This is a genomic window from Micromonospora sp. NPDC049230 (genome assembly GCF_040647875.1).
Taxonomy (GTDB): Bacteria; Actinomycetota; Actinomycetes; order Mycobacteriales; family Micromonosporaceae; genus Micromonospora.
Genome location: NZ_JBEZCZ010000017.1, coordinates 112,898 through 134,248 on the forward strand (window position 1 = coordinate 112,898; position 21,351 = coordinate 134,248).

The 21,351-nt window shown below is 69.9% G+C and carries 20 protein-coding genes; 9 read left to right on the forward strand and 11 right to left on the reverse strand.

Annotated elements, in window-relative coordinates; translation table 11 throughout:
* Positions 1-19 precede the first annotated feature (19 nt).
* On the forward strand, positions 20-730 hold the full coding sequence (locus AB0A95_RS16940; RefSeq protein ID WP_357556649.1) for a class I SAM-dependent methyltransferase: 711 nt from the start codon (positions 20-22) through the stop codon (positions 728-730).
* 246 nt (positions 731-976) lie between these two features.
* On the opposite strand, the gene AB0A95_RS16945 is transcribed toward AB0A95_RS16940, so the two are convergent.
* Positions 977-1,642 (reverse strand): alpha/beta hydrolase family protein, encoded by a 666-nt coding sequence (locus AB0A95_RS16945; RefSeq protein ID WP_357556650.1) that lies wholly within the window; start codon positions 1,640-1,642, stop codon positions 977-979.
* A gap of 134 nt (positions 1,643-1,776) precedes the next feature.
* Here AB0A95_RS16945 and AB0A95_RS16950 point away from each other — a divergent pair, with 134 nt between their 5' ends.
* On the forward strand, positions 1,777-3,384 hold the full coding sequence (locus AB0A95_RS16950) for a serine/threonine-protein kinase (protein ID WP_357556651.1): 1,608 nt from the start codon (positions 1,777-1,779) through the stop codon (positions 3,382-3,384).
* Positions 3,385-3,465: 81 nt separating this feature from the next.
* Here AB0A95_RS16950 and AB0A95_RS16955 read toward each other — a convergent pair whose 3' ends face one another.
* Positions 3,466-3,861 (reverse strand): NUDIX domain-containing protein, encoded by a 396-nt coding sequence (locus tag AB0A95_RS16955; RefSeq protein WP_357556652.1) that lies wholly within the window; start codon positions 3,859-3,861, stop codon positions 3,466-3,468.
* A gap of 327 nt (positions 3,862-4,188) precedes the next feature.
* On the opposite strand from AB0A95_RS16955, the gene AB0A95_RS16960 reads away from it, so the two are divergent.
* The gene (locus AB0A95_RS16960) at positions 4,189-4,821 is read left to right on the forward strand and encodes a DUF3455 domain-containing protein (protein ID WP_357556653.1); all 633 of its coding nucleotides are present in this window, start codon (positions 4,189-4,191) and stop codon (positions 4,819-4,821) included.
* Positions 4,822-5,247: 426 nt separating this feature from the next.
* Complete coding sequence (locus tag AB0A95_RS16965; protein ID WP_357556654.1) at positions 5,248-6,792, forward strand: non-reducing end alpha-L-arabinofuranosidase family hydrolase; 1,545 nt, start codon at positions 5,248-5,250, stop codon at positions 6,790-6,792.
* A 93-nt stretch (positions 6,793-6,885) separates the two neighbouring features.
* Here the strand turns inward: AB0A95_RS16965 and AB0A95_RS16970 are convergent, their stop codons facing one another.
* From AB0A95_RS16970 to AB0A95_RS16980, 3 genes are all read right to left on the reverse strand, one after another.
* Complete coding sequence (locus AB0A95_RS16970) at positions 6,886-7,485, reverse strand: class I SAM-dependent methyltransferase (protein ID WP_357556655.1); 600 nt, start codon at positions 7,483-7,485, stop codon at positions 6,886-6,888.
* 138 nt (positions 7,486-7,623) lie between these two features.
* Positions 7,624-8,091, reverse strand: coding sequence for a hypothetical protein (locus AB0A95_RS16975; RefSeq protein ID WP_357556656.1), 468 nt, complete (start codon positions 8,089-8,091; stop codon positions 7,624-7,626).
* A 370-nt stretch (positions 8,092-8,461) separates the two neighbouring features.
* Positions 8,462-9,124, reverse strand: a complete 663-nt coding sequence (locus tag AB0A95_RS16980) for a hypothetical protein (protein ID WP_357556657.1) — start codon at positions 9,122-9,124, stop codon at positions 8,462-8,464.
* 18 nt (positions 9,125-9,142) lie between these two features.
* On the opposite strand from AB0A95_RS16980, the gene AB0A95_RS16985 reads away from it, so the two are divergent.
* The 4 genes from AB0A95_RS16985 (at position 9,143) to AB0A95_RS17000 (ending at position 14,902) form a co-directional block, all read left to right on the forward strand.
* Positions 9,143-10,516, forward strand: coding sequence for a HupE/UreJ family protein (locus tag AB0A95_RS16985; protein WP_357556658.1), 1,374 nt, complete (start codon positions 9,143-9,145; stop codon positions 10,514-10,516).
* A 143-nt stretch (positions 10,517-10,659) separates the two neighbouring features.
* Positions 10,660-12,633, forward strand: a complete 1,974-nt coding sequence (locus tag AB0A95_RS16990) for an FN3 domain-containing metallophosphoesterase family protein (protein WP_357556659.1) — start codon at positions 10,660-10,662, stop codon at positions 12,631-12,633.
* Between the two features lie 91 nt (positions 12,634-12,724).
* Entirely contained in the window at positions 12,725-13,792 is a 1,068-nt protein-coding gene (locus tag AB0A95_RS16995) for a DUF916 domain-containing protein (RefSeq protein WP_357556660.1), read from the forward strand.
* Positions 13,793-13,930: 138 nt separating this feature from the next.
* On the forward strand, positions 13,931-14,902 hold the full coding sequence (locus tag AB0A95_RS17000; protein ID WP_357556661.1) for an NADP-dependent oxidoreductase: 972 nt from the start codon (positions 13,931-13,933) through the stop codon (positions 14,900-14,902).
* 4 nt (positions 14,903-14,906) lie between these two features.
* Here the strand turns inward: AB0A95_RS17000 and AB0A95_RS17005 are convergent, their stop codons facing one another.
* From AB0A95_RS17005 to AB0A95_RS17030, 6 genes are all read right to left on the reverse strand, one after another.
* Positions 14,907-15,500 (reverse strand): HAD-IA family hydrolase, encoded by a 594-nt coding sequence (locus AB0A95_RS17005; protein ID WP_357556662.1) that lies wholly within the window; start codon positions 15,498-15,500, stop codon positions 14,907-14,909.
* A 27-nt stretch (positions 15,501-15,527) separates the two neighbouring features.
* Positions 15,528-16,781, reverse strand: a complete 1,254-nt coding sequence (locus AB0A95_RS17010; RefSeq protein WP_357556663.1) for a sigma-70 family RNA polymerase sigma factor — start codon at positions 16,779-16,781, stop codon at positions 15,528-15,530.
* 2 nt (positions 16,782-16,783) lie between these two features.
* The gene (locus tag AB0A95_RS17015) at positions 16,784-17,125 is read right to left on the reverse strand and encodes a YciI family protein (protein WP_357556677.1); all 342 of its coding nucleotides are present in this window, start codon (positions 17,123-17,125) and stop codon (positions 16,784-16,786) included.
* Positions 17,126-17,233: 108 nt separating this feature from the next.
* The gene (locus tag AB0A95_RS17020) at positions 17,234-18,421 is read right to left on the reverse strand and encodes a low temperature requirement protein A (protein ID WP_357556664.1); all 1,188 of its coding nucleotides are present in this window, start codon (positions 18,419-18,421) and stop codon (positions 17,234-17,236) included.
* 67 nt (positions 18,422-18,488) lie between these two features.
* On the reverse strand, positions 18,489-19,547 hold the full coding sequence (gene trpS / locus AB0A95_RS17025) for a tryptophan--tRNA ligase (RefSeq protein WP_357556665.1): 1,059 nt from the start codon (positions 19,545-19,547) through the stop codon (positions 18,489-18,491).
* Between the two features lie 268 nt (positions 19,548-19,815).
* Positions 19,816-20,286: a PRC-barrel domain-containing protein gene (locus AB0A95_RS17030; protein ID WP_357556666.1), complete on the reverse strand. Its 471-nt coding sequence runs from the start codon at positions 20,284-20,286 to the stop codon at positions 19,816-19,818.
* A 176-nt stretch (positions 20,287-20,462) separates the two neighbouring features.
* Here AB0A95_RS17030 and AB0A95_RS17035 point away from each other — a divergent pair, with 176 nt between their 5' ends.
* Positions 20,463-20,717: a hypothetical protein gene (locus AB0A95_RS17035; protein ID WP_357556667.1), complete on the forward strand. Its 255-nt coding sequence runs from the start codon at positions 20,463-20,465 to the stop codon at positions 20,715-20,717.
* Positions 20,718-21,351: the final 634 nt, after the last annotated feature.

Here is a 21,351-nt window from a genome sequence, read left to right on the forward strand (position 1 = left end):
TCAGGAAAGGACCGCGCCGATGATCGACACGACAACCGCCAAGCAACGGTGGCTCGATGCCCGCTGGGCGTTCGTGCGCGCCCACCTGCCACCGGCACCAGCCCGCGTGCTGGAGATCGGATGCGGCCCGGAGGGTGGCTTCGTACCCGCCATGCGGGAGCACGGCTTCGACGCGGTGGGGGTGGACCCGGTGGCACCGTCCGGACCCGGCTACCACCGGACGGAATTCGAAAAGCACCGGCTGAGCGAGCCGGTCGACGTGATCGTCGCCTGCACCTCGCTGCACCATGTCACCGACCTGGACGAGGTCCTGGGTCGGGCTGCGGCGGCGCTCACGCCGGGCGGCGTGCTCATCGTCGTCGAGTGGGCCTACGAGAGGTTCGACGAGGCGACCGCACGCTGGAGCTTCGACCGGCTGCCCGACGACGGCCAACGCGGCTGGTTGCACAGCCACCACGAGCAGTGGCGCACCTGCGGGCAACCCTGGCACGACTACCTGGAAGGCTGGGCCGGACGAGAGGGCCTGCGCCGTGGCGACGAGATCAGCCAGGGGCTCCAGGCCCGCTTCCACACCAGGCTGCTGACCCACGCACCGTACTTCTTCCCCGACCTGCACCTGGTCAGCGAAGCCGACGAGCAGGCGGCCATCAACGCCGATGAGATCCGGGCCACGGGCATCCTCTACGTCGCGACTTCGACTACTGGGGCGACGTGGAAGGCACCATCGTGATCGAATCCCGGCCATCGCGCCGCACTGTCGCGAACGCCGTAGGCGGTCTGGCCGACGACGCTCCAGGCGAGGTCAGCGGCACCGCCGGTCCCAGGCTGGGGAACAGCCACGGCCGGTGGCTCGACGCCGGGCCGAGGATCACACGGTCGGAAAGCTGTGAGGCTCGAAGACAGTTTGTCGGCCTGGCAGCGCTGCTCGGATGCGCGACAACCTCGGCACGCTGAGAAAGCTCGTAAAGCAGTCACCTCATTGAGCGAGCAGTAGCGCGGCGACCGCCTCCGGGGCCTCGCGCATCGCGTCGTGGCCGGTCGGCAGGTCGTGCACTCGCCAACCGGGATCGGCGTCGAGCCGAGCACGGAGGTCGGCGAAGGGCGTGCGGTCCCAGCCGGAGCAGTAGACGAAGTCGCGTCTCGGGACCTGGGCGGCAGCGCCGGTGAGCCGGATCGTTTGCAGGAAGGAGGCGAGAGGGTGGGGGCGTCGGCGGGGATCGCCGCCCTCGGGTGGGCGGACCGCGTAGCCGGTGGCCGCGGCACCGGCCGCGAAGACTTGCCGGAAGTGTTCGCTCGTCGCCGACCAGCACGACTCGCCATCGAGGGGTACGTAGGCGTCGAGATGCACCAGTCGTGCGATCCGGCCGTCGGCGCGGTCCGCCGCGGCGGCGATCACCATCCCGGCGTAGCTGTGGCCGACGAGCGTCGCGCCGGTGAGGTGGGCGCGATCGAGGTGTCGCAACACGTCGTCGGCGTGGGTGTCGAGGTTGGCGGTCGCGACGGTCGCGACGTCGTCGTCGGGCCGCAGACCGGTCAGGGTCAGGGCGTGCACTGTGTGACCGGCGCGCTCCAGCAGCGGAACCACCGCCTCGAACGCCCAGGAGCCCTTCCACCCGCCGGGCACGAGAACGAACGTCGCCATGGGCTTCTCCTTGACGGCATCGACGGGGTTCGGTGGGTTGACGATAGGCTGCGGGGCGGCGTCCGAGTGACCTAAGGGGTACGGGTGATAGGCGGAACGGCTCGTGCGGCGGTCACGGTCCGCGGGCAGTCGTCGTGAGCGACGGCTTGCGTCCGGGGGACCCGACCCGCCTCGGTGGGTACGACGTGCTCGACCGGCTCGGCGACGGGGGCATGGGCACTGTCTTCCTGGCCCGGTCGCCGCAGGGACGGCGGGTGGCGGTCAAGGTCGTCCGTCCGGAGTTCTCGCATGACGCGGAGTTCCGTGGCCGGTTCCGCAGTGAGGTGAACCGTGCCCGTCAGGTTCCACCGTTCTGCACCGCCGAGGTCCTGGACGCCGACCCGGAGCACAACCCGCCGTACCTCGTGGTGGAGTACGTCGAGGGTCCCAGCCTCGCGCAGGTGATGCGGGAGCGGGGGCCGCTGGGGGCCGCGCAGGTGCACAGCATCGCGGTCGGGGTGGCTACCGCGCTCACCGCCATCCACGGCGCCGGGGTGATCCACCGGGACCTGAAGCCGGCAAACGTCCTTGTCGCACCGGGTGGGATCAAGGTCATCGACTTCGGCATCGCCCGAGCGTTCGAGGCGACGAGCCAGCACACCCGGACCAACCAGGTGGTCGGGACCGTCTCGTACATGGCCCCGGAGCGGTTCGATGCGACGTCCGGCCACCCGGTGGGCCCGCCGGCGGACATCTTCGCCTGGGGTGCCCTCGTCGCTCACGCCGCGACCGGCCGCAACCCGTTCGGGGGCGACTCCCCTACCGCCACCGCGATGCGGATCCTCACGCAACCGCCGGACCTGAGCGGCCTCGGCGGTGCGTTGCGGGAGTTGGTCTCCCGGGCTCTGGAGAAGGATCCCGCCGCCCGGCCCACCGCCCGGGAGCTGCTCGACGGACTGTTGACCGTAGCGGACCAGGGGGGTGCCGCCGGGTCGGCCCAACGTCTGGCGGAGATGTCGACGGTGCGCGCGGCACGCGCCGGCGGTGGTGCCGACCAGGGGCGGGGTTCGGCGCCGTCGGCCGACCGCGCGGGCTCGGGTCGGCGTGGCTGGCTCATCGCTCTGGGGTCGGTCGCCGCGGTGATCGCGGTGCTGGTGCCGGCCTTCCTGTTCGGCCCGAAACTGCTGGACGACCAGGCCAAACCGGACCCGACCGGCTCGACTGCGGCGGGGAGCCCGGCAGCGGGCGGTCCGTCGGCCGCCGCGTCCACACCGGCAGCGACTCCGACGAGAGGGTCACCGTCGGCCGCCGCGGACCCCACCGAGGCCATCCTTGCCGGGCAGCGGCGAATCCTGCTGCACCTTGTGGAGATCGACCGCGACCTGTCGCTGCCGTCGCACGGTGAGCTTGAGGTCGGCGACGGGACCGGCAAGGACGCGCTCTTCGTGCTCGAACCGGTAGGTGTCGACTTCATGATCAAATCGGTGAATCCGGAGATCGCCCACCGACCGTGTCTCGGCGTCAAGAGAGACGCGGAAGGGGAAAAGTCGCTTGTGGGAGCCGACTGTCGGCCGACCAAGGCAACCCTGTTCGCGATATCTCGCGAGGGCAAGGACGACAAGGGACGCCCCTCCTACGCCATCCTCAACGACGAGTACGGCCCGGTGCAGTGGAGCCCGACCAGGAGCGAGATCTTCGTCGAGTTTCTCGGTGACGCCCCACTCGACACCACCTTCAGCCTTGTCGACCGGGGCGCGGTCTGACGAGAGCCAGCGTCGCATTTTGCCGGCTGCGGACCTGCGGCAAGGAATGGCTACCGGCCGGTTCGGCCCGGCCGCGCCGATCTAGAGTTCGCCGCGCTCGCGCAGCCAGTCGAAGATCAGCCCATCCACGATGGACGACCGCTCCCTACCGGAATAGTCGAGCCAGGACATCTCCTCGATTTCCGAACCGGGCGTGAGGTCACCCTGGTAATCCGCGCGATAGCAGGTCATCCGGACGATGACGCCCTCAGCATCGCCGTGCGCCTGGGCCTCGAAGACCTTCATCGGCTCGATCGATTCGCTGATCAGCTCGACGCAGAGCTCCTCCCGGATTTCCCGCCTCAGAGCCTCGTGGTCCGTCTCGCCCTGTTCCCGCTTGCCGCCCGGGATGTACCAGGCGTCCTTGCCGTACGACCTGGTGCTCAGGATCTTGCCGTCTGTCACGTGCACCCACGCGAGTTTGTCGATGACCTGCATTCTCGCTCCCGCCCATGTGGTCGACAATTGGCAGCCATTCAGCGTAGACGCCGCATCTTTCCCGCCGGGCGATCGGGTCGTGGGCGGAGCCGGCTCGGAACTCCGATATCGCCAATGCGGAGCACACGGAACCCCGCCAGATCGAAACGACGACAGTCGTGGTCGTGCAGGCTGCCGAGACGGGGACGACGCCCGGTTCGGCGAGGACGAGTGGGACCCGTACCGACGTGTCCGTCCAAAATTCGGCGAAACATTGATCGGTCTGCGCATTCTGTCCGTGCAGAAGGAAGTGGGTGCGAATGCGCCCCCTTGGAGCGGAGGAATCGCATGCTCAGCACGTCTCACTCTTGGGTCCGGGCCCTCGCGGTCATCGGCATGGCCGGTGTCGTGGCGGCGATCGGCGCGGTGACCCAGCAGGCGTCCGCCGCCGACGTGGCCGCGCCGGCAGCCGTGGCCGCGCCGGCAGCCGTGGCCGCGCCGGCAGCCGTGGCCGCGCCGGCAGCCGTGGCCGCCGACGCGCGCCGGGTCGACATCCCGCGCATCGCCTCGCCGATCAAGCCGCCGGCGGGGGCGCGTCCCGTCGGCGCGTACGTCGTCACGCGCGGAACGCAGACCTACACGTGTGCTGGCGGTGTGTTCACCGGCGCGTCGGTGCCGGAGGCTCAGCTCATCGGCACGGGCGGGCGGGTCCACCACTTCAGGGGCCCGAGCTGGCAGTCCGAGCGGGACGGCTCACTGATCACGGCGAAGAAGACCGCGGAGAGCCCGCGGCCGGGGACGATCCCCGAGCTGCTGCTGACCGTGGAGACCCACAGCGGCACCGGCATTCTCGGCAACGTCGCGTACATCAGCCGTCTGTTGACCTCGGGTGGCGTCGCCCCGGCCGGCGGCTGCGTCGACGGCGCGACGGCGGCCGTGCCGTACGGGGCGGTCTACGTCTTCTGGGCCGCGAAGCGCTGACGGCCTGGTCCCGGTGCCGCCGACGCCAGGGGTCAGCGGCCGGTCCTTATGGGTGGCCGTCGATGTTAACGTATCCCATCGGTCGTCCTCAAGGGTCCGGCCGCGGTCCCACCCCGACGGGCTGGGTGGCGGTCCGTGGTTGATCAGTGGGAAGTGATCGCGCCCTGGGCCACGGCACACCACCGCATGATGTTCCCAGCACGTTACGTCTTGACGAACGGCATGTTATCGCTCACAGTCGATGGCTAAGGACGACGACACCTTTGGCTTGCCGGGGAAGCCTGCTTCGTCGACCCCGAACCAGGCGTGCGTCAAGGGGTGCAGGCGTTTTGTTAGCGCTAACTTTCTCGACGCATGCGCCCGGGCACGTGTCGCGGTGCGCCCATCTCGGGCAGGCCGTTTGGCTTTGGTCACTGAAGGAGGATCATGTCTGCCCTCGATAGGTCTCCATCGATCGCGCCGCCGACGCGGCGACGCTGGTGGTTGCCCCGCATCATCGCCGCTGGCGCGGCGGCGTTGCTGGTCGGCGGTGCCGCCGTAGCGGTGGTTTCGTCGCCCGCTGCCGCAGCGACGGTCGACACGAGCGCGTGGTACGTGTTGGTCAACCGCAACAGCAACAAGGCCCTGGACGTCTACAACCTGGCCACGAACGACGGTGCCCGGATCACCCAGTGGACCCGCAACAACGGCAACCAGCAGCAGTGGCAGTTCGTCGACTCCGGCGGTGGCTACTACCGGGTGAAGTCTCGGCTGTCCGGCAAGGTGCTCGACGTCTCCGGCCGCTCGACCGCCGACGGCGGGCCGATCGTGCAGTGGAGCGACAACAACGGCACCAACCAGCAGTTCCGGTTGGCCGACTCGGACAGCGGCTACGTCCGCTTGATCAACCGCAACAGCAACAAGGTGATGGAGGTGCAGGGCGCCTCGACCGCCGACGGTGGCAACATCGTGCAGTACGCCGACTGGAACGGCACCAACCAGCAGTGGCAGCTCGTCCGCGTCGACGGCGGGGGCGACCCCACCACGCCGCCGCCGACGTCGCCGCCGCCGGGTGGCGGGTGTGACCTTCCCTCGACGTACCGCTGGTCGTCGACGGGCGTGTTGGCGACCCCGAAGTCGGGCTGGGTGTCGCTGAAGGACTTCACCGTCGCGCCCTACAACGGCCAGCAGCTCGTCTACGCGACCACGCACGACTTCGGCAAGACCTGGGGTTCGATGAACTTCAGTCTCTTCTCGAACTGGTCGCAGATGGCCTCGGCCACCCAGACCGGGATGAACTCCGGGACTGTCGCGCCGTCGCTGTTCTACTTCGCGCCGAAGAACATCTGGGTGCTCACCTACCAGTGGGGCGCCGGGGCGGCGTTCCACTACCGGACCTCGACCAACCCGACCAACCCGAACGGCTGGTCGGCGGCGCAGCCGATGTTCACCGGCAGCATCACCGGCTCCGGCACCGGCCCGATCGACCAGACGGTCATCGCCGACGACACGACCATGTACCTGTTCTTCGCCGGCGACAACGGCAAGATCTACCGGACCAGCATGCCGATCGGGAACTTCCCCGGTAACTTCGGCAGCAGCTACACGACCATCATGAGTGACACGCAGAACAACCTGTTCGAGGCTCCGCAGGTCTACAAGTTGCAGGGTCTGAACAAGTACCTCATGATCGTCGAGGCGATCGGCTCGACCGGGCGCTACTTCCGCTCGTTCACGGCCACCAGCCTGAACGGTACGTGGACGCCGCAGGCCGCGTCGCAGAGCAACCCGTTCGCCGGCAAGGTCAACAGTGGTGCCACCTGGACCAACGACATCAGCCACGGTGAGCTGCTGCGCGCCAGCGCCGACCAGACCATGACTGTCGACGCCTGCAACCTACAGTTGCTCTACCAGGGTCGTTCGCCCAGCTCCGACGGCGTGGACTACGGCCTCCTGCCGTACCGGCCGGGTCTGCTGACCCTTCAGCGCTGACACATGTGATCAAGCTCGACTGACACAGGACGGGCGGGCTCGGCGTTACGCCGAGCCCGCCCGGCTCGTGTTGGCGCTGCGATCAGCCCGCGCTCACCGGATCGGCGTGCCGGTGACGCAGGTCAGCACCTGGCGCTGGCCACGCTTGGCGCTCGATGTGGTGGTGGCGAAACCGTGGGACTCGAGCAGCAGTTGGGTCGCGGTGAGGTTCGCGGTGGCGTGCGCGGCGGTGGGTCGCTCGCCGAACACGTGCAGCCGGCCCCCAGGCGTCAGCAGGCCCCGCATCCGAGCGATCTGCTGCGCGGCGTCGCCCAGCCAGAAGAGGCTGACGTTCACCGCGAAGATCGTGGTGAAGTGGCTGGCCGGGAGGTCGGCCGACTCGAACCCGGCACAGCGGATCTCGGCCCTGCCGGCGCTGATGTGGCTCAGGTTGCGTTGGGTCGCGAGTCGTGCCATCGTCGCGGCCCGGTCGATGGCGACGATCCGGCCGGTCGTGAGTCGGCTGGCGACCATGAAGACGGCCGCGCCCCGACCGCAGCCGATCTCCAGCACCTGATCGTCGGGTGCGAGGGCCATGGTGTCCACCGCCCAGCGCTGCCGGTGGGCGGCCGTCGCCCGTGCCGGCTCACCAGTCGCGGGGGTGGTGCCCGAGCCGGAGGAGCCCGGATCGCGGTTCGAGAGAGTGGACCTCACAACGTCACTCGCCGGTGCCAGTTCTGCTCACACAACTGATTCCACTATCTCAGCGGAGTCAGTGCACCGTGTCCTCGGTCACCGCGCCCACCGGTGAGCGCGAATGCTCGCGCCCACCGGTGCTCGACGATCACCTGATCAGCTGGCTGGCCGGTGCGGATCCGACCACGGCGAGCCCGGGCGGCCGATCGGCGGGCGCGGCGGAGGGCGCTCCCCGCTGCCCCGGACGACAGCCGTCGTGGCGGCCGAGACGGCGGAGGCGTCGGCGTAGCCGTCCCGGCTGGCCGTCACCGCCACGGTGAGCCGCTTCCAGAGCAGCGCCTCGGAGATCTGGAACGTCGCACCTGTCGCACCTGTGATCGGGACGCCGTCGGCCGACCACTGGTATCGGAAGGTGGTCGTCGAGGGCGTCCACGAGCCCGGTGCCACGGTGACGGTCCCGCCGACCACTGCCGCTCCGATGATCGTCGGCGGGTTGACCGCACGGAGGGCCAGGGGCGGGTTGATGGTGAAGGCCCCGACCTGCGGCGGGCCGGAGTCGTATGGGTACAGCGTCAGGCTGGCCGTGCCGGCTGGCGCGAGGCGGAGATCAACGTCGACGGACATGGACGAGCCATCCGACTCGACAGTCTTCACCGTGGCGGTGAGCGGCTCCCCGCCGGCGGCCGTCACCTGGACCCGGTCCTTCGGGTTCAGCCCGCTGCCGCGGCGGCGGAGGCGGTGAGCCCCACCGCCGAGCCGCACGCCAGCGCCACGGCGAAGCCCAGTGCCGCGATTCGACGGTGAATACGCGAAGCGGTACGCAAACCCTGCCTCCACTATGGGCCCAGCCATGATCAGCCGGCACAGGATCGCACGTCGGGTCAAGTCCCGGTGACCCGTGCCCTCCGTGCGGGTCCGCCGAGCCCGGTGCGGAGGTCAGCGCCCCCGCACCGGGCCCTGCCGACTCCGCGACGGTCAGCCCCGATCGCCGTCGTCAGAGCCAGACCACGATCCCGGTCAGGGCGTTGAGGACGGCCGCCACGCCCGCCCGGATGGCCGCCGCGCAGCGCTCGGCGGTGAACGACGTCGGGTCGTACGTCGAGGACATGCCGAGCCCTTCCCCGCGGAACGACGCGCCCTCCCAGTCGACAGACGTGACGTTGTGGGTGGGCTCGGCCAGCTCGGCGCCCACCACGAGGAACTTCTCGTCCAGGTGGTTCGGGGTGACCAGGGCGAGGGGGTCGATGAGGTCGCCGCCGGCGCTGACGATGAGATCCGGGTTCATCTCCATGGCCTTGGCGATGCTGGGAACGGCATCGTGGGCGTTGCCGACGGTGATCGTCCGGAGATCCGCGTTCTCGTCGTCGGCCCACTCCCGCACCGCCGTCACGAGAGCCTTGGTCGGGTCGTCGGCACCGGCGGTGAGCAGGACGACCCGGTAGTCCTTCGGCGGGTGGACCCCGGCCCAGGAGCCGGGTCGCGGCGTGATCGTCGCCTCCGGGGCCGGTGTGGTGGAGGGGTCGACGAATCCGGGGCCGAGCGTCCCCACGGCGCTGGGTGCGGGGTGCGGCTGTGACCAGTCGTCGCCGGAGTCGCAGGCGGCGACCAGCGCGGCGGTCGCGGCCAGGATGGCGACGGCCCGAAGCGGGGGGCGCAAAGGTGGTCGTCCTTTCGAGTGGTGACGGCAGCCTCGTATTCCTATCTCAATTCCCTGCGCCGTTTATCCGGGGCCGGTCGTGCGAGGTCGTTGTTATCCGACGGTTCGTCGGCGGTCGGGCTGGTGTTCACCCGCGCCATGCAACGTGCACTGGCCAACCGAGGGAGTCACATGCTGGGGCGCGTCCGCCGTACCGTTATCGTCACCGCTGTCGGGATTGCCGCGGCGGTGATCCCGTTTTTGGGCGCCGGAACGGCGTCCGCACACGGCTTCTCGTCGACTGTGTACGCGAAAATAACTGCCGGAGACGAGGGTCACATTCGCACGGCGGTGGACCTCGAATACGACCTGCTCGTCGTGTCGGCCGCGGATTCGGGCGACGATGACCCGCTCTTTCGGGCGGGCACGGCCGCCTTCGACGCGCATGACAGCGGCGCCCAGGCCGCGGCACTGGGGAGCCACTCGTCGACGGTCCTCAGGTATGTCTCCGACCGGTTCTCGGTGACCGCGCGGGACGCGGCGTGCCAGCCGACCCAGGTGGGCGACGCGACGATCGGCGAGCGTGAGGGCGTGCCGTACGCGAGTCTGCTGCTCGACTGGACCTGCCCCGAGCGGGTCGACGAGCACGAGGTGCGCAGCGTGCTGTTCCCGGACGACGAGGGTTACGTCAGGGGCACCAAGACGATCGTCACCTACGAGATCGACAGCCGTTCCGGCAGCGCGGCGCTGGACGCCGCCAACCCCACCTTCTCGACCGGCCAGGCCTGGTACCAGCGGTTCGGGGAGTTCTTCCTGCTGGGTGCCGAACACCTGCTGTCCGGGATCGACCACATCCTGTTCCTGCTGGCGCTGATCGCCGGATCGCGACGCCTGCGGGAGATCGTGCTCGCGGCCACCAGCTTCACCCTGGCGCACTCGGTGACGTTCATGCTCGCGGCCCTCGGCCTGGTCGAGGTGCCGGGGTCGATCGTGGAGCCGGTCATCGCGTTGTCCATCGCCGTCGTCGCGGGCTGGCACCTGTGGGGCATCTGGCGACGCGGCGAGCACGCGACAGACCTGGAGACGACGGCGGGGCGCGGACACTTCAGCCTGGATCGGGCCGGCTGGATCCGACTCGGTGTGGTGTTCTGCTTCGGCCTCGTGCACGGCCTGGGCTTCGCGGGCGCGCTGGGCATCGACGAGGCGTGGTCGTGGACCCTGCTGTGGTCGCTGCTGGTGTTCAACATCGGCATCGAGGTCGTTCAGTTGACGATTATCGCCCTGGTTTTCCCGCTCCTGCTCGTCCTTCGCCGCCGAGCGCCGAAAGTCGGTATCTGGGCGACCGGCGTTGTTTCCGCAGCCGTGTCCGTCATGGGGCTGATCTGGTTTGTCCAGCGCGTTTCCGGGTCCTGAGTAGGGCTAAGTAGTTCGCGAAGTGCAGGCTTTCGCAAGATCACGTTCATGGCCGGTTCACCAGGCGGCGAAAGCGTGGATTTGCTTCCCCGCGTCGGGTGAAGTCACCATCCATTTCTCTATTCGAAAAGGGAACAATGTCGATGACATTGAGCACCTCGACACGGGCCCCCGGGCCTGTGCGGCGGCGCGTGGTCGCCGGGGTCGCAGCCGGCTTCCTGGGAATGGGCGCGGCCCTCGGTAGCGGCCTGACGGCCACTGCCAGCGCGGCCGAGTCCACCACGATCACCGGTGTGGTCCTCGGCGTCGGCGCCAACGAGACCCAGCGCATCGTGAGCTGGTACTCCTCGGCGGACACCGCGCAGAAGATCCAGCTCGCCCCGACCGCCGAGATCGTCAACGGCGAGTTTCCGGCCGGCGCGGTCAGCTTCGACGCCGTTGGCGCGGCGAACACCTCCACCACCGGTTTCAACAGGCACGCCACGATCGGCAACCTGCGGGAGAACACCGCGTACTCGTACCGGGTCGGCGCCGAGGGCAGCTGGTCCCCGACGTACGCCTTCAAGACGCAGGACTTCGAGGGCGACTACGACTTCCTGTTCTTCGGTGACCCGCAGATCGGTTCCTCCGGTGACCGGCTGAAGGACCAGGCCGGCTGGGAGGAGACCCTGAAGGTCGCCACCGGGGCCAACCCGAACGCCGAGCTGCTGGTCTCCGCCGGTGACCACGTGGAGAGCGCCAACGACGAGGGTCAGTGGACCTCGTTCCTGGCCCCCGAGCAGCTGCGTCAGTACCCGCTCGTGGCCACCATCGGTAACCACGACGTCGGCGGCAAGTCCTACGAGCAGCACCACTTCACCCCGAACACCGACCGGTCGGCGCAGTACTACAACGGCGACCAGGCGACCCGTTCCGGCGGCGACTACTGGTTCATCCACAAGGACGTGCTGTTCATCGACCTGAACAGCAACAGCTACGCCAACCCGGCGGACGGCTCCGCCGGTGGCGACGCGGCGCACGTCGCGTACGTCACCGACGTGATCAAGAAGCACGGCTCCGAGGCCAAGTGGAAGGTGCTCGTCTACCACCACTCCATCTACTCGCCGGCCAGCCACGCGACCGACGCCGACAACAAGCAGCGGCGGGAGGACTTCACCACGGCGTTCTCCAACCTCGGCGTGGACATGGTGCTCCAGGGTCACGACCACAGCTACACCCGCAGCTACTCGATCAAGAACGGCCAGAAGGAGAACCCGGCTGAGAAGCCGGGTGCGCCCGAGGTCTACCCCGGTCCGGGCGGCGTCATCTACGTGACGGCGAACTCGGCCTCCGGCTCGAAGTACTACGACATCAAGAAGCCGGACGACAGCGGCACCGGCATCCGTGGCAACGGCCCGGACCCGCTCGACCCGGGCAAGTACTGGTACAACTCGGTGCAGAACCAGGAGCACGTCCGCAGCTACGTCAAGGTGCAGGTGCGCGGCGACAAGCTGGTCCTGGCCAACGTCCGCAGCGGCACCTGCGCGGCCCCGAACGCGGCCGTCGAGAAGGGCCTCGCCTGCGTCAACACGCCGGAGGGTCAGCCGGTCGGTTCGGTCGTCGACAAGGTCACTGTGCACCCGTACCACGGTGACGGTCAGGCCATCCAGGTCATCGTGCCGAACGCGGCCCCGGGCGAGTTCGGCTGGACGATCGACGGCTACAACGGCCTTGTCGACCTGGGCACCGCCCAGGAGCGCGACGGCACCTTCTTCGAGGCGGCCGGCAAGATCAACCCGATCCTCGTGTCGGACAGCCGCCGTTCGCTCGCGCCGTGGTCGATCTCGGCCAACGTCGGCGACTTCTCCGACGCCGACAAGACGTTCTCCGGCTCCTACCTGGGCTGGCACCCGTACGTGCTCGACGCCGGCGCGGGTGCCGAGGCCGGTGCTCCGGTCCTGTCGTCCCTCGACGACCAGGGCAAGGGCCTCTCGGTCTCCAGCGCCCTCGCCGCGGCAGCGCAGGGTCACCCGCGGGGCGGTGCCCGCCTCGGTGCCGACCTGGACCTGAAGATCCCGGACAGCATCGCGAAGGGTAGCTACCGCACCACGCTCACGATCACCGCGCTGAGCAGCTGACCGACCTGTTCCACCGGGCGGGGTAGGCACCTTCGGGGGCCTGCCCCGCCACCCCTGTGCAGACCCTCCAAGATCACCTCAAGGATCCGACATGTACCCGTCCGTAACGCGCTGGAAGAAGCGTGCTCGTACCACCACGCTGGCCCTGCTCGCCGCCGCCGCGACAGTCGGCGTCGGTGCCGGCCCCGCCCTGGCGGCGGACGGCAACGTCGCCTGGACGGTCCGCACGGCCTCCAACGGCTACGGCGAGGCTCGGTCCAGTTACAGCTACAACGTCAACCCCGGCGGCGCCGTCGAGGACGCCATGGTCGTCGCCAACCGCGGCAAGGCGCCGCTGACCCTGTCCGTGTACGCCGCCGACGGCTTCACGACCGACGCCGGGCAGCTCGACCTGCTCACCAGGGACGCCAAGTCCGTCGCGATCGGCGCCTGGGCGAAGCCGGAGGCCGGCAGCGTCGTGATCCAGCCCGGGAAGACCGCGCAGGTCCCCTTCACTGTCAGCGTTCCGGACAACGCCACCCCCGGTGACTACGTCGGCGGGATCCTCACCACGCTCACCCAGGCCGACCAGGCCGAGGGCATCAACGTCGACAGGCGGCTCGGCATCCGGATCAAGCTGCGGGTCGGCGGCGAGCTGAAGCCGAACCTCGCGATCGAGGGCGTGCACGTGACGTACGCGGGCTCGGTCAACCCGTTCGGCAAGGGCGACGCCACCGTCACCTACAAGATCCATAACGTCGGCAACGCCGCGCTCTCCGGGCAGCAGGCGGTCTCGGTCTCGGGGCCGTTCGGCGTGCTGCGGGTCCGGGCGAAGGACATCGCCGCGCCGCCGGAACTGCTCCCGGGTGAGAGCTGGGACGTGACAGTGCCCATCGCCGGTGTCGCCCCCGCCGTCTCGCTGGCCGCGACCGTGACTCTCACGCCGCTGCTGACCGACGCCTCCGGCTCGACCACCTCGCTCAAGCCGATCCAGGTCACCGCGCACGGCTGGGCGCTGCCATGGATGTTGGTGCTGGTGCTCGTCGTGCTGATCGCCGTGCTCGTCGGGGCGTACCTCTACCGGCGTCGGACCCGGACGCAGCGCAAGGCGCGCGAGGACGCCCGCGTACGCGACGCCGTCGAGCAGGCGCTGCGTGGCCCGAAGCCGCAAACCCCCTGACCGCGCCCCCTCCCGCGATCTTGCACTTGCTGCCCGGCATAACAGGCCCGTGTGGGTGAACGGCGCTCGGCTCTGGACCACGCCCGTTCCCGAGCGCGCATGCTGCGACGGTGACGGCGGCACAGAGGGGGAATCCACATGGTTGACGGGGATGTGCCAGAGCGGATGCAGGCCGCGGCCCTTGACGAGTTCGGTGGGCCGGAGGTGATCACCCTGCGGAAGCTGCCGATCCCGCAGATCGCCGACGACGAGGTGCTGATCAAGGTCTGGAGCGCCGGCGTGGGAGTGTGGGACGTGTACGAGCGGCAGGGTGTGCTCGTACCGGAGGGGTCGGCTCTCCCGATCGTGCCCGGGTCCGACGGCGCCGGCACCGTCATCGCCGCCGGCAGCAAGGTGTCAAACGTCGGAGTCGGCGACCTGGTCTACGTCTCCGCCACCACCCGCCCGAAGGGCGGCTTCAACGCCGAGTACGCGGCGGTCAGGGCGGAGTACGCGGCAAAGGTGCCCGACGGGGTGCCGGCCGAGCACGCCGGGGCCATGCCCACCGACGCGCTGACCGCGCTCGCCGGGCTCGACACCGTCAGCGTGTCGGCCGGCGGCTGGTTGTTGATCTTCGGTGCGAGCGGTGGCCAGGGCCACCTGGCCGTGCAGTTGGCCAAGCGACAGGGCCTGAACGTGATCGCGGTGGCCTCCGGGGCGGACGGCGTCGCGCTTGTCACCCGACTCGGCGCCGACGTGTCACTCGACGGCCACGCCGACCCGGCCGAGGTGCTCGCCCGGATCCGGGACGCGGCACCGGCCGGGGTGGACGCCATCCTGGCGATGGCCGGCGGCAAGACGCTGGACCGGCTCACCGAGGCGCTGGTCGACGGCGGTGTGGTCGCGTTCGCCCACGGGGTGCAGCCGGAGCCACGGGAGCGGCCGGGTGTGGTGGTCCGCGCCTACGACGGCGAATCGAACCCCCGACAGTTGCAACGCCTCAATGAACTCATCGAGGCCGGCCCGTTCGTGGTGCACGTCGCGCAGACGTACCCGCTGGGCAAGGTGCGGGAGGCACACCAGCGCCTGGAAACGTCCTACCCGGGCAAGCTGCTGCTGACGGTGGCCTGAGACCTCAGCGCGGCGCGCGCTGTTGCGGCACGCGTACCGATGCCATGCCGGCCGCGGTCGCGGCCTGGATGCCCAGGTCGGTGTCCTCGAAGACCAGGCACGACCCCGGCGGTACGCCGAGGTGCTCCGCCGCGAGCAGGAACGCCTCCGGGTCCGGCTTGGCCCGCGTGTAGTCGTCGGCGCAGACCAGCACGTCGAACCGGTCCAGGAGGCCCAGCGCGTCGAGGGAGGCGGTGACCGAGGCGCGGGTGCTGCCGGAGACGACGGCGAACGGAACCCGCCGGTGCGCGTCGTCGATGTGTGCCACCACCTCGGGTACGGCGGCGAGCTGCGGCAGCAACTCCTCGTAGTAGCTCTCCCGCCGCTCGACGACAGTCGCCACCGGCATGGTCAGACCCTGCTGCTCGTTCAGGGCGACGACGATGTCGGCGGTCGGCCGTCCACCCCACGCGTAGAAGAGGTCCTCCGGGAACTCGCAACCCCACTCGTGCAGGGCCCGCTGCCAGGCCAGGTAGTGCAGCGGCATCGAGTCGACGATGGTGCCGTCGCAGTCGAACAGGTACGCCGCGAACTCACCAGGTGGCAGAGGCAGACTCATCGGCGAAGGGTACAGCGGCGGATCCGGTCAGTCGCCGGTGACTGATCCCAGCCGGCGCAGCAGGTGGTCCCGTTCCGGTTCGGTCCCGACCAGCGCCAACGCGCTGCGGTACGCCGCCGCGGCCTCGTCGTTGCGGCCGAGTCGGCGCAGCAGGTCCGCCCGGGTGGCCGGGTAGAGGTGGTAGCCGCGCAGCCGCGGATCGTCGGCCAACTCGTCAAGCAGTGCGAGCCCGGCGTCCGGTCCGTCGCGCATGGCCACCGCGGCGGCCCGGTTCAGCGCCACGACAGGTGAGGGGACCATGCCGAGCAGCACGTCGTAGAGCGCCACCACCTGCGGCCAGTCGGTGCTGGCCACGTCGGCGGCCTCGTCGTGCAGCGCGGCGATGGCGGCCTGCACCCCGTACGGACCGGGTGCCGGGCCGGTCAACGCGACGACCACCAGCGCTCGCCCCTCGTCGATCATCGAATGGTCCCACCGTCCACGGTCCTGGTCGTCGAGGAGGACCACCGCGCCGTCCGGCCCGGTGCGCGCGGCCCGCCGAGCGTGCACCAGCAGCAGCAACCCGAGCAGACCGGCGACCTCCCGTTCGGCGGGCAGCAGCCGGCGCAGGATCCGGGCCAGCCGGATGGCCTCCTCGGCGAGGTCGATCCGTTGGAGATCCGGGCCGGAGCTGGCGGCGTAGCCCTCGGTGAAGACCGAGTAGACGGCCTGGAGCACAGTGGGCAGGCGATCGGGCAGCTCGTCGGGGCCCGGCACCCGGAACGGGATACGCGCGTCGCGGATCTTCCGCTTGGCCCGGACGAGTCGCTGGGCCATTGTCGCGGGCGGCACCAGGAAGGCCCGCCCGACCTCGGCCGTGGTCAGACCGGCGAGGAACCGCAGGGTGAGCGCGCCCCGATCCTGCGCCGGCAGGGCCGGGTGCGCGCAGGTGAAGAAGAGCGCCAGCCGGTCGTCCGGCAGGTCGCGGTCGGCGTCGGCGGGCGGGGCGGGGTCGGCCCGCTCGGCCTCCGCCCGGAGTACGGCGAGCCGCGTCGCCAGCACCCGGTCGCGGCGCAGCCGGTCCACGGCGCGGCGGCGCGCGGTGGTGAGCAGCCAGGCTCCGGGGCGGCTCGGCACGCCGTCGACCGGCCAGTGCACAAGGGCCGCCTCGATCGCCTCGGACGCGACCTCCTCGGCCAGGTCGAGGTCGCCGAAACGGTGCACGAGCGAGGCGAGCAGCCGACCGTGTTCCTCCCGGAACACCGCCTCCACCGAGCCGGCTGCCGCCTCTGCGCTCACCACGGTCAGACCTCGACCTCGATCTCGGCGACCGGGCGCACCTGCACCGACCCGTTGCCGGTGGCGCCGGGGCTGCGGGCCGCCCACTCCAACGCGGCGTCGAGATCGGGCACGTCGATGATGTCGTACCCGCCGAGCACCTCACGGGTCTCGGCGAACGGCCCGTCGGTGATCGTGCGGTCGCCGGCCGGGCCGACCCGCACGCTCGTGCAGGTGGTCAGATCCTGCAAGGGGTGCCCGGAGACCCAGATCCCGGCGTCCTTCATCTCCCGGTCGTAGCGGATCCAGTCCTCGAAGGTGCACCCGTTGCCTGCCTCGTCGTCCGCGGGGCTCATGAACAGCAGCATGTACTTCACGTTTCGGCTCCTCTCGGTGCGGCGGGTTGCCGTACAGCATGACGACGGTCGAGGCCCGCGGATATCGACACGGCGCGTCAGGTTTTTTCTGGCGGGTGTTCACGCAGGGCGCGTCCGCGCCGAGTCACGCCGGTCGTACCAGGTCACCACGATCAGGCAGGCGGTCAGCACGGCGAGCGCCGCCAGTGGGGCCAGGGATCGCCCGACCGGCAGCAGGACCAGCGGTAGCAGCGCGGCGACGACCTGCGTGGGGTGCACGGCACGAACTGTCAGTCGGCGGAAGACCAGCCTGCTGAGCAGGTAGAGAGCCGCACCCCCGTACAGGGCGGTGGCGGCCTCCCAGCCCAGCGGGTCGGCGTGCGGCGAGTCCCCGGTGAGCTGGGCGATCACCTCTTCGATGCCGAGCGCGACGTAGATGGCACCGATGATCAGCGGGGAGTGCCCGATGCCGTACGCGTCGCCGGCCACGCTCGCCCGTCGCTCGCCCGGCACGTTGCTGACGGCCTCCCGCGCGGCGGGTGCCAGCCGGTCGAAGTAGAGCCACCACAGGCAGACCGTGCTGATGAGGCCGAGCAACGCGGCCAGCACTGCCGCACTGACCGGCGCCATCGTCCGTGGCCCCGCACCGGCGGAGATCAACGACTCACCCAGCGCGATGATGAGGACCAGGCCGAATCGTTCGGTGAAGTGGTCCACGCTGCGCAGTTCCCACGGCCGGAAGGCGGCCGCGATCCGCGCGCCGCCGATGTCCACCACCAACGCGGCCGCCCAGAGCACCGTCTGGGCCATCCCGCCGAGCAGCGCGCCGCCGAGCAGTGGGAGCCACGCCAGCACCACCGGCACGGTGAAGAAGCGCAGCGTCGTCCGCAGCGGCGGGTTCGTCGCGCTCACCCAGAACAGGATCACGAGCTGCACCGCCCGGCCGACCACGTAGGCCAGGGCGAGGGTGAGCGGCGCGTCGAAGAATCCCGGACCCTGCCGCCACGCGTCCGGCAGCACCAGCGCGGCCACGAAGATCGCCGCCATCGCGACAAGGGTCGCCGCGCGGACCCGGCCGACGTCCGCGCGGACCAGGTTTCCCACCCAGGTGTACGGCCCCCAGGAATAGAGCAACAACAGGAGGAGCACCATCCCCTGGGTCAGGGTGAGCGCGGTCGGCGACCCCGCCATGAACGTGATGACCCGGGTGAGCGCGAAGACGAAGACCAGGTCGAAGAAGATCTCGAACATCGTGGTCCGGTGCGTCTCCGCGGCCGGCACCAGGCGAACGCCAGAAATCCCCCTCATCCCCGCATTCTGCGCCAGATTGGGCGAAAGCTCACCCGGTCTGGTGTGCAGTCGACCGGGCACCGCCTCAGGTTGAGGCGTCCGTCCGCCGCCGGCTGCGTTCAGCCCGCCGCCGCACCTGCTGGTACGCGCCGGTCAGCCCCATCGCCCGGCGTACCTCGATCAGGGTTTGCCGGACCTCCGCACGGGTCCGCTCCGTACCCTCGACGATCAACCGGTCGACCAGGCCCCGGTCCGCCTCGATCTCGGCCCGGCGCTCCCGGATCGGCGCCAGGAACCCCTCCAACGCGACGACCAGGCGTTCCTTGACCTCCACGTCACCCACCTGTCCGGCCCGGTAACGCCGGGCCAGGTCGGCGACCTCGTCGCGGTCCGGATTGAAAACCTCGTGGTACGCGAACACCGGGTTGCCCTCCACAGTGCCCGGCACGTCGGCCCGCACCCGGTTCGGATCGGTGTACATGCCCAGCACCTTCCGACGCACAGTGGCGGCGTCGTCGGAGAGCGCGATCGAGTTGCCCCGGCTCTTGCTCATCTTGGCCGCGCCGTCGGTGCCCACCAGGCTCGGCGTGTCCGCCGCGATCAGCTCGGGCACCGGGAAGACCGGGCCGTACAGGTGGTTGAACCGCCGCGCGATCTCCCGGGTCACCTCGACGTGCGCGGCGTTGTCCCGACCGACCGGGACCACCTCGCCCTTCACGCAGAGAATGTCCGCGGCCTGGAGCACCGGGTAACCCAGCAGCCCGTACGGCATCTCCTCCTTGCCGGCGTCGCGGGCCATGTCCTTGAGCGACGGCACCCGCTCCAACCGGGGAACCGTCACCAGGTTCTGTAGGAGGGTGTTGAGGTCGCCGACCTCGGGGATCGCCGACTGGAGGTAGAACGTGGCCTGCCCCGGGTCGACGCCGGCGGCCAGGATGTCGGTCACCATCTCCCGGGCGTTGCCGGACACCTGGTCGATGTCCTCCCGGCGGTTGCGCGTGGTGAGCATGTGCAGGTCGGCGATGATGAAGAAGCTCTCGTAGCGCCGGTGCAGCCGTACCCGGTTGGCGATGCTGCCGACGTAGTGGCCGAGGTGCAGGCGGCCGGTGGGCCGGTCGCCGGTGAGCATTCGTGCGACGGACATGGTGGTGCCTCTCGTTCCGTTGGTGGGTGACGCGTGGGCGCGCGCCGGGCGGGGCTGGCTCAGCCCTGCTCGGTCAGCGGGATCGACTCAGCGAGTCGCCCGCCATCGCGCGCCGGCGCGAAACCGCAGACCACCGGCACGGAGGACACTCAGAAGTTGCTCACGGCCATCGCCGGAGCTGGTCGGGACCACGGGCACCGCACCCAGCGGTAGGCCGTCGACCATGTCGACCGCCTCCGTCGTGCGGTTGCCCGTCCGGACCACGGCCTCACATTACCCGCGGCGTGGCCCCGGGAGGGGGAAGGTACCGGTCGGCGTAGTACCTGCCGACGCGATCCCGGTATTCCGGGTCGACCGCATCGGGCTCGAACGGGGGCGCATCCTTGATCTCCTGCCGGGACCGGTCGATGTGCACGACGCGTTCCCGGTGATCCACCTGAGCCACAGTGCCAGCCGGCAGCAGCACCTTCTGGCCGAAGATCCACGGCCCCGTGTCCACGACCAGATACCCGGCGTCCGCCTCGTTGCTCGCCTCGTCGATGCTGCCGATCCGCCCGTCGCTCGCCTGCACCTGATAGCCCACCAGGTCGACAGGTGTGCCAGGGCCAGGGGCGTCCGGGCCGTCGTGGCCACCACCCGGATCGTCCGCCGGGGTGACCGTGGGCGTGGCCTGCGTATATCCGCCAGCGAGGGCGGACGGGTCACGCCAGGCCCAGGGATTGAAGATCGAGGGTTGCATGGGCACCTCCGCGGGGGACGGTCCTCGGCTGTCCCATCTTCACGTGCCCACCCCGCAGCCGCCGGAAACAGATCGACGACTGCCGCACCCCGCGTTGCCGGCCGGTCCCCGCGTTGTCCATCGGCTCGCGTCCGTACCCGACCTGGTCACCGGGTGCGCTGGCATACTCGGCTGCCATGGTGCTGTCGCGAGGGTGGTCCGCCTTTCTGGTCGGCGTCGGGATCTGGACCTGGGTGATCTGGCCGAGGTTCGCCGTCGCGATCTGGCAGGACCCACGGTCCTGGGCGTCCGGGACGGTGGCCGAGGGCGCGGCCACCAGCTTCCTGTGGGTGCACGCGCTGCTGATCGCCGCGTCCCTGGCCATCGGCACCACGGTCGGGGTGCTGGGCGTCCGCTCCTGGCGGGCCGCCCGGCGCCAACAAGAGTCCTGACCACCCCGTACGGCCTGCACGATGTGGTTCTCAGATGGCGCAAACCCCTTCCGCGCCGGAGTGAGGAGCGGGCGGGCGGGGTAGGAGTGTGACGCGGGACGCTTCCCGCGGATTTGACGATCAAACCCACGGACGCGTAACTTTCTCTCTGCCAGCGCGGAACGGGGCAAACGGGACGAAAGTCCTGAGGCCCCGAAACAAGCTGGTAACCGGGTCAAGCAGGGGTTCGCTCCTGCGGGACGCGGTTCGGGCGGGGCTCGCCGGATTGGCCGCGAGGCGGATTTGGTGCGGCGAAGCCGACCGGGTAAGGTTCACGACCGGCAGGGCACCGGGCGAGACTGCGGGAAACCGCAGCGGCCGGCCTGCCAAATCCGACGACCTGACGCAGCGGTTCGCTGCTGCGTGAGTGCGCCGGCGCTAAGCCGTACGAAGCATGACAGACCGGGACACACGGTTTGACACGGCGAAGACGGTGAGGTAACGTAGTAAAAGTGCCCGGCGCGAGAGCGACGGGGACACGGAACGGAAAAGCCCCGGTTGGGGTTCCACTGAGGTGGGGCTTCTGGTCGGTGTGTGGTTGTTCTTTGAGAACTCAACAGGGTGCTTGTAAAGCCAGTGCCAATTATGATTTATA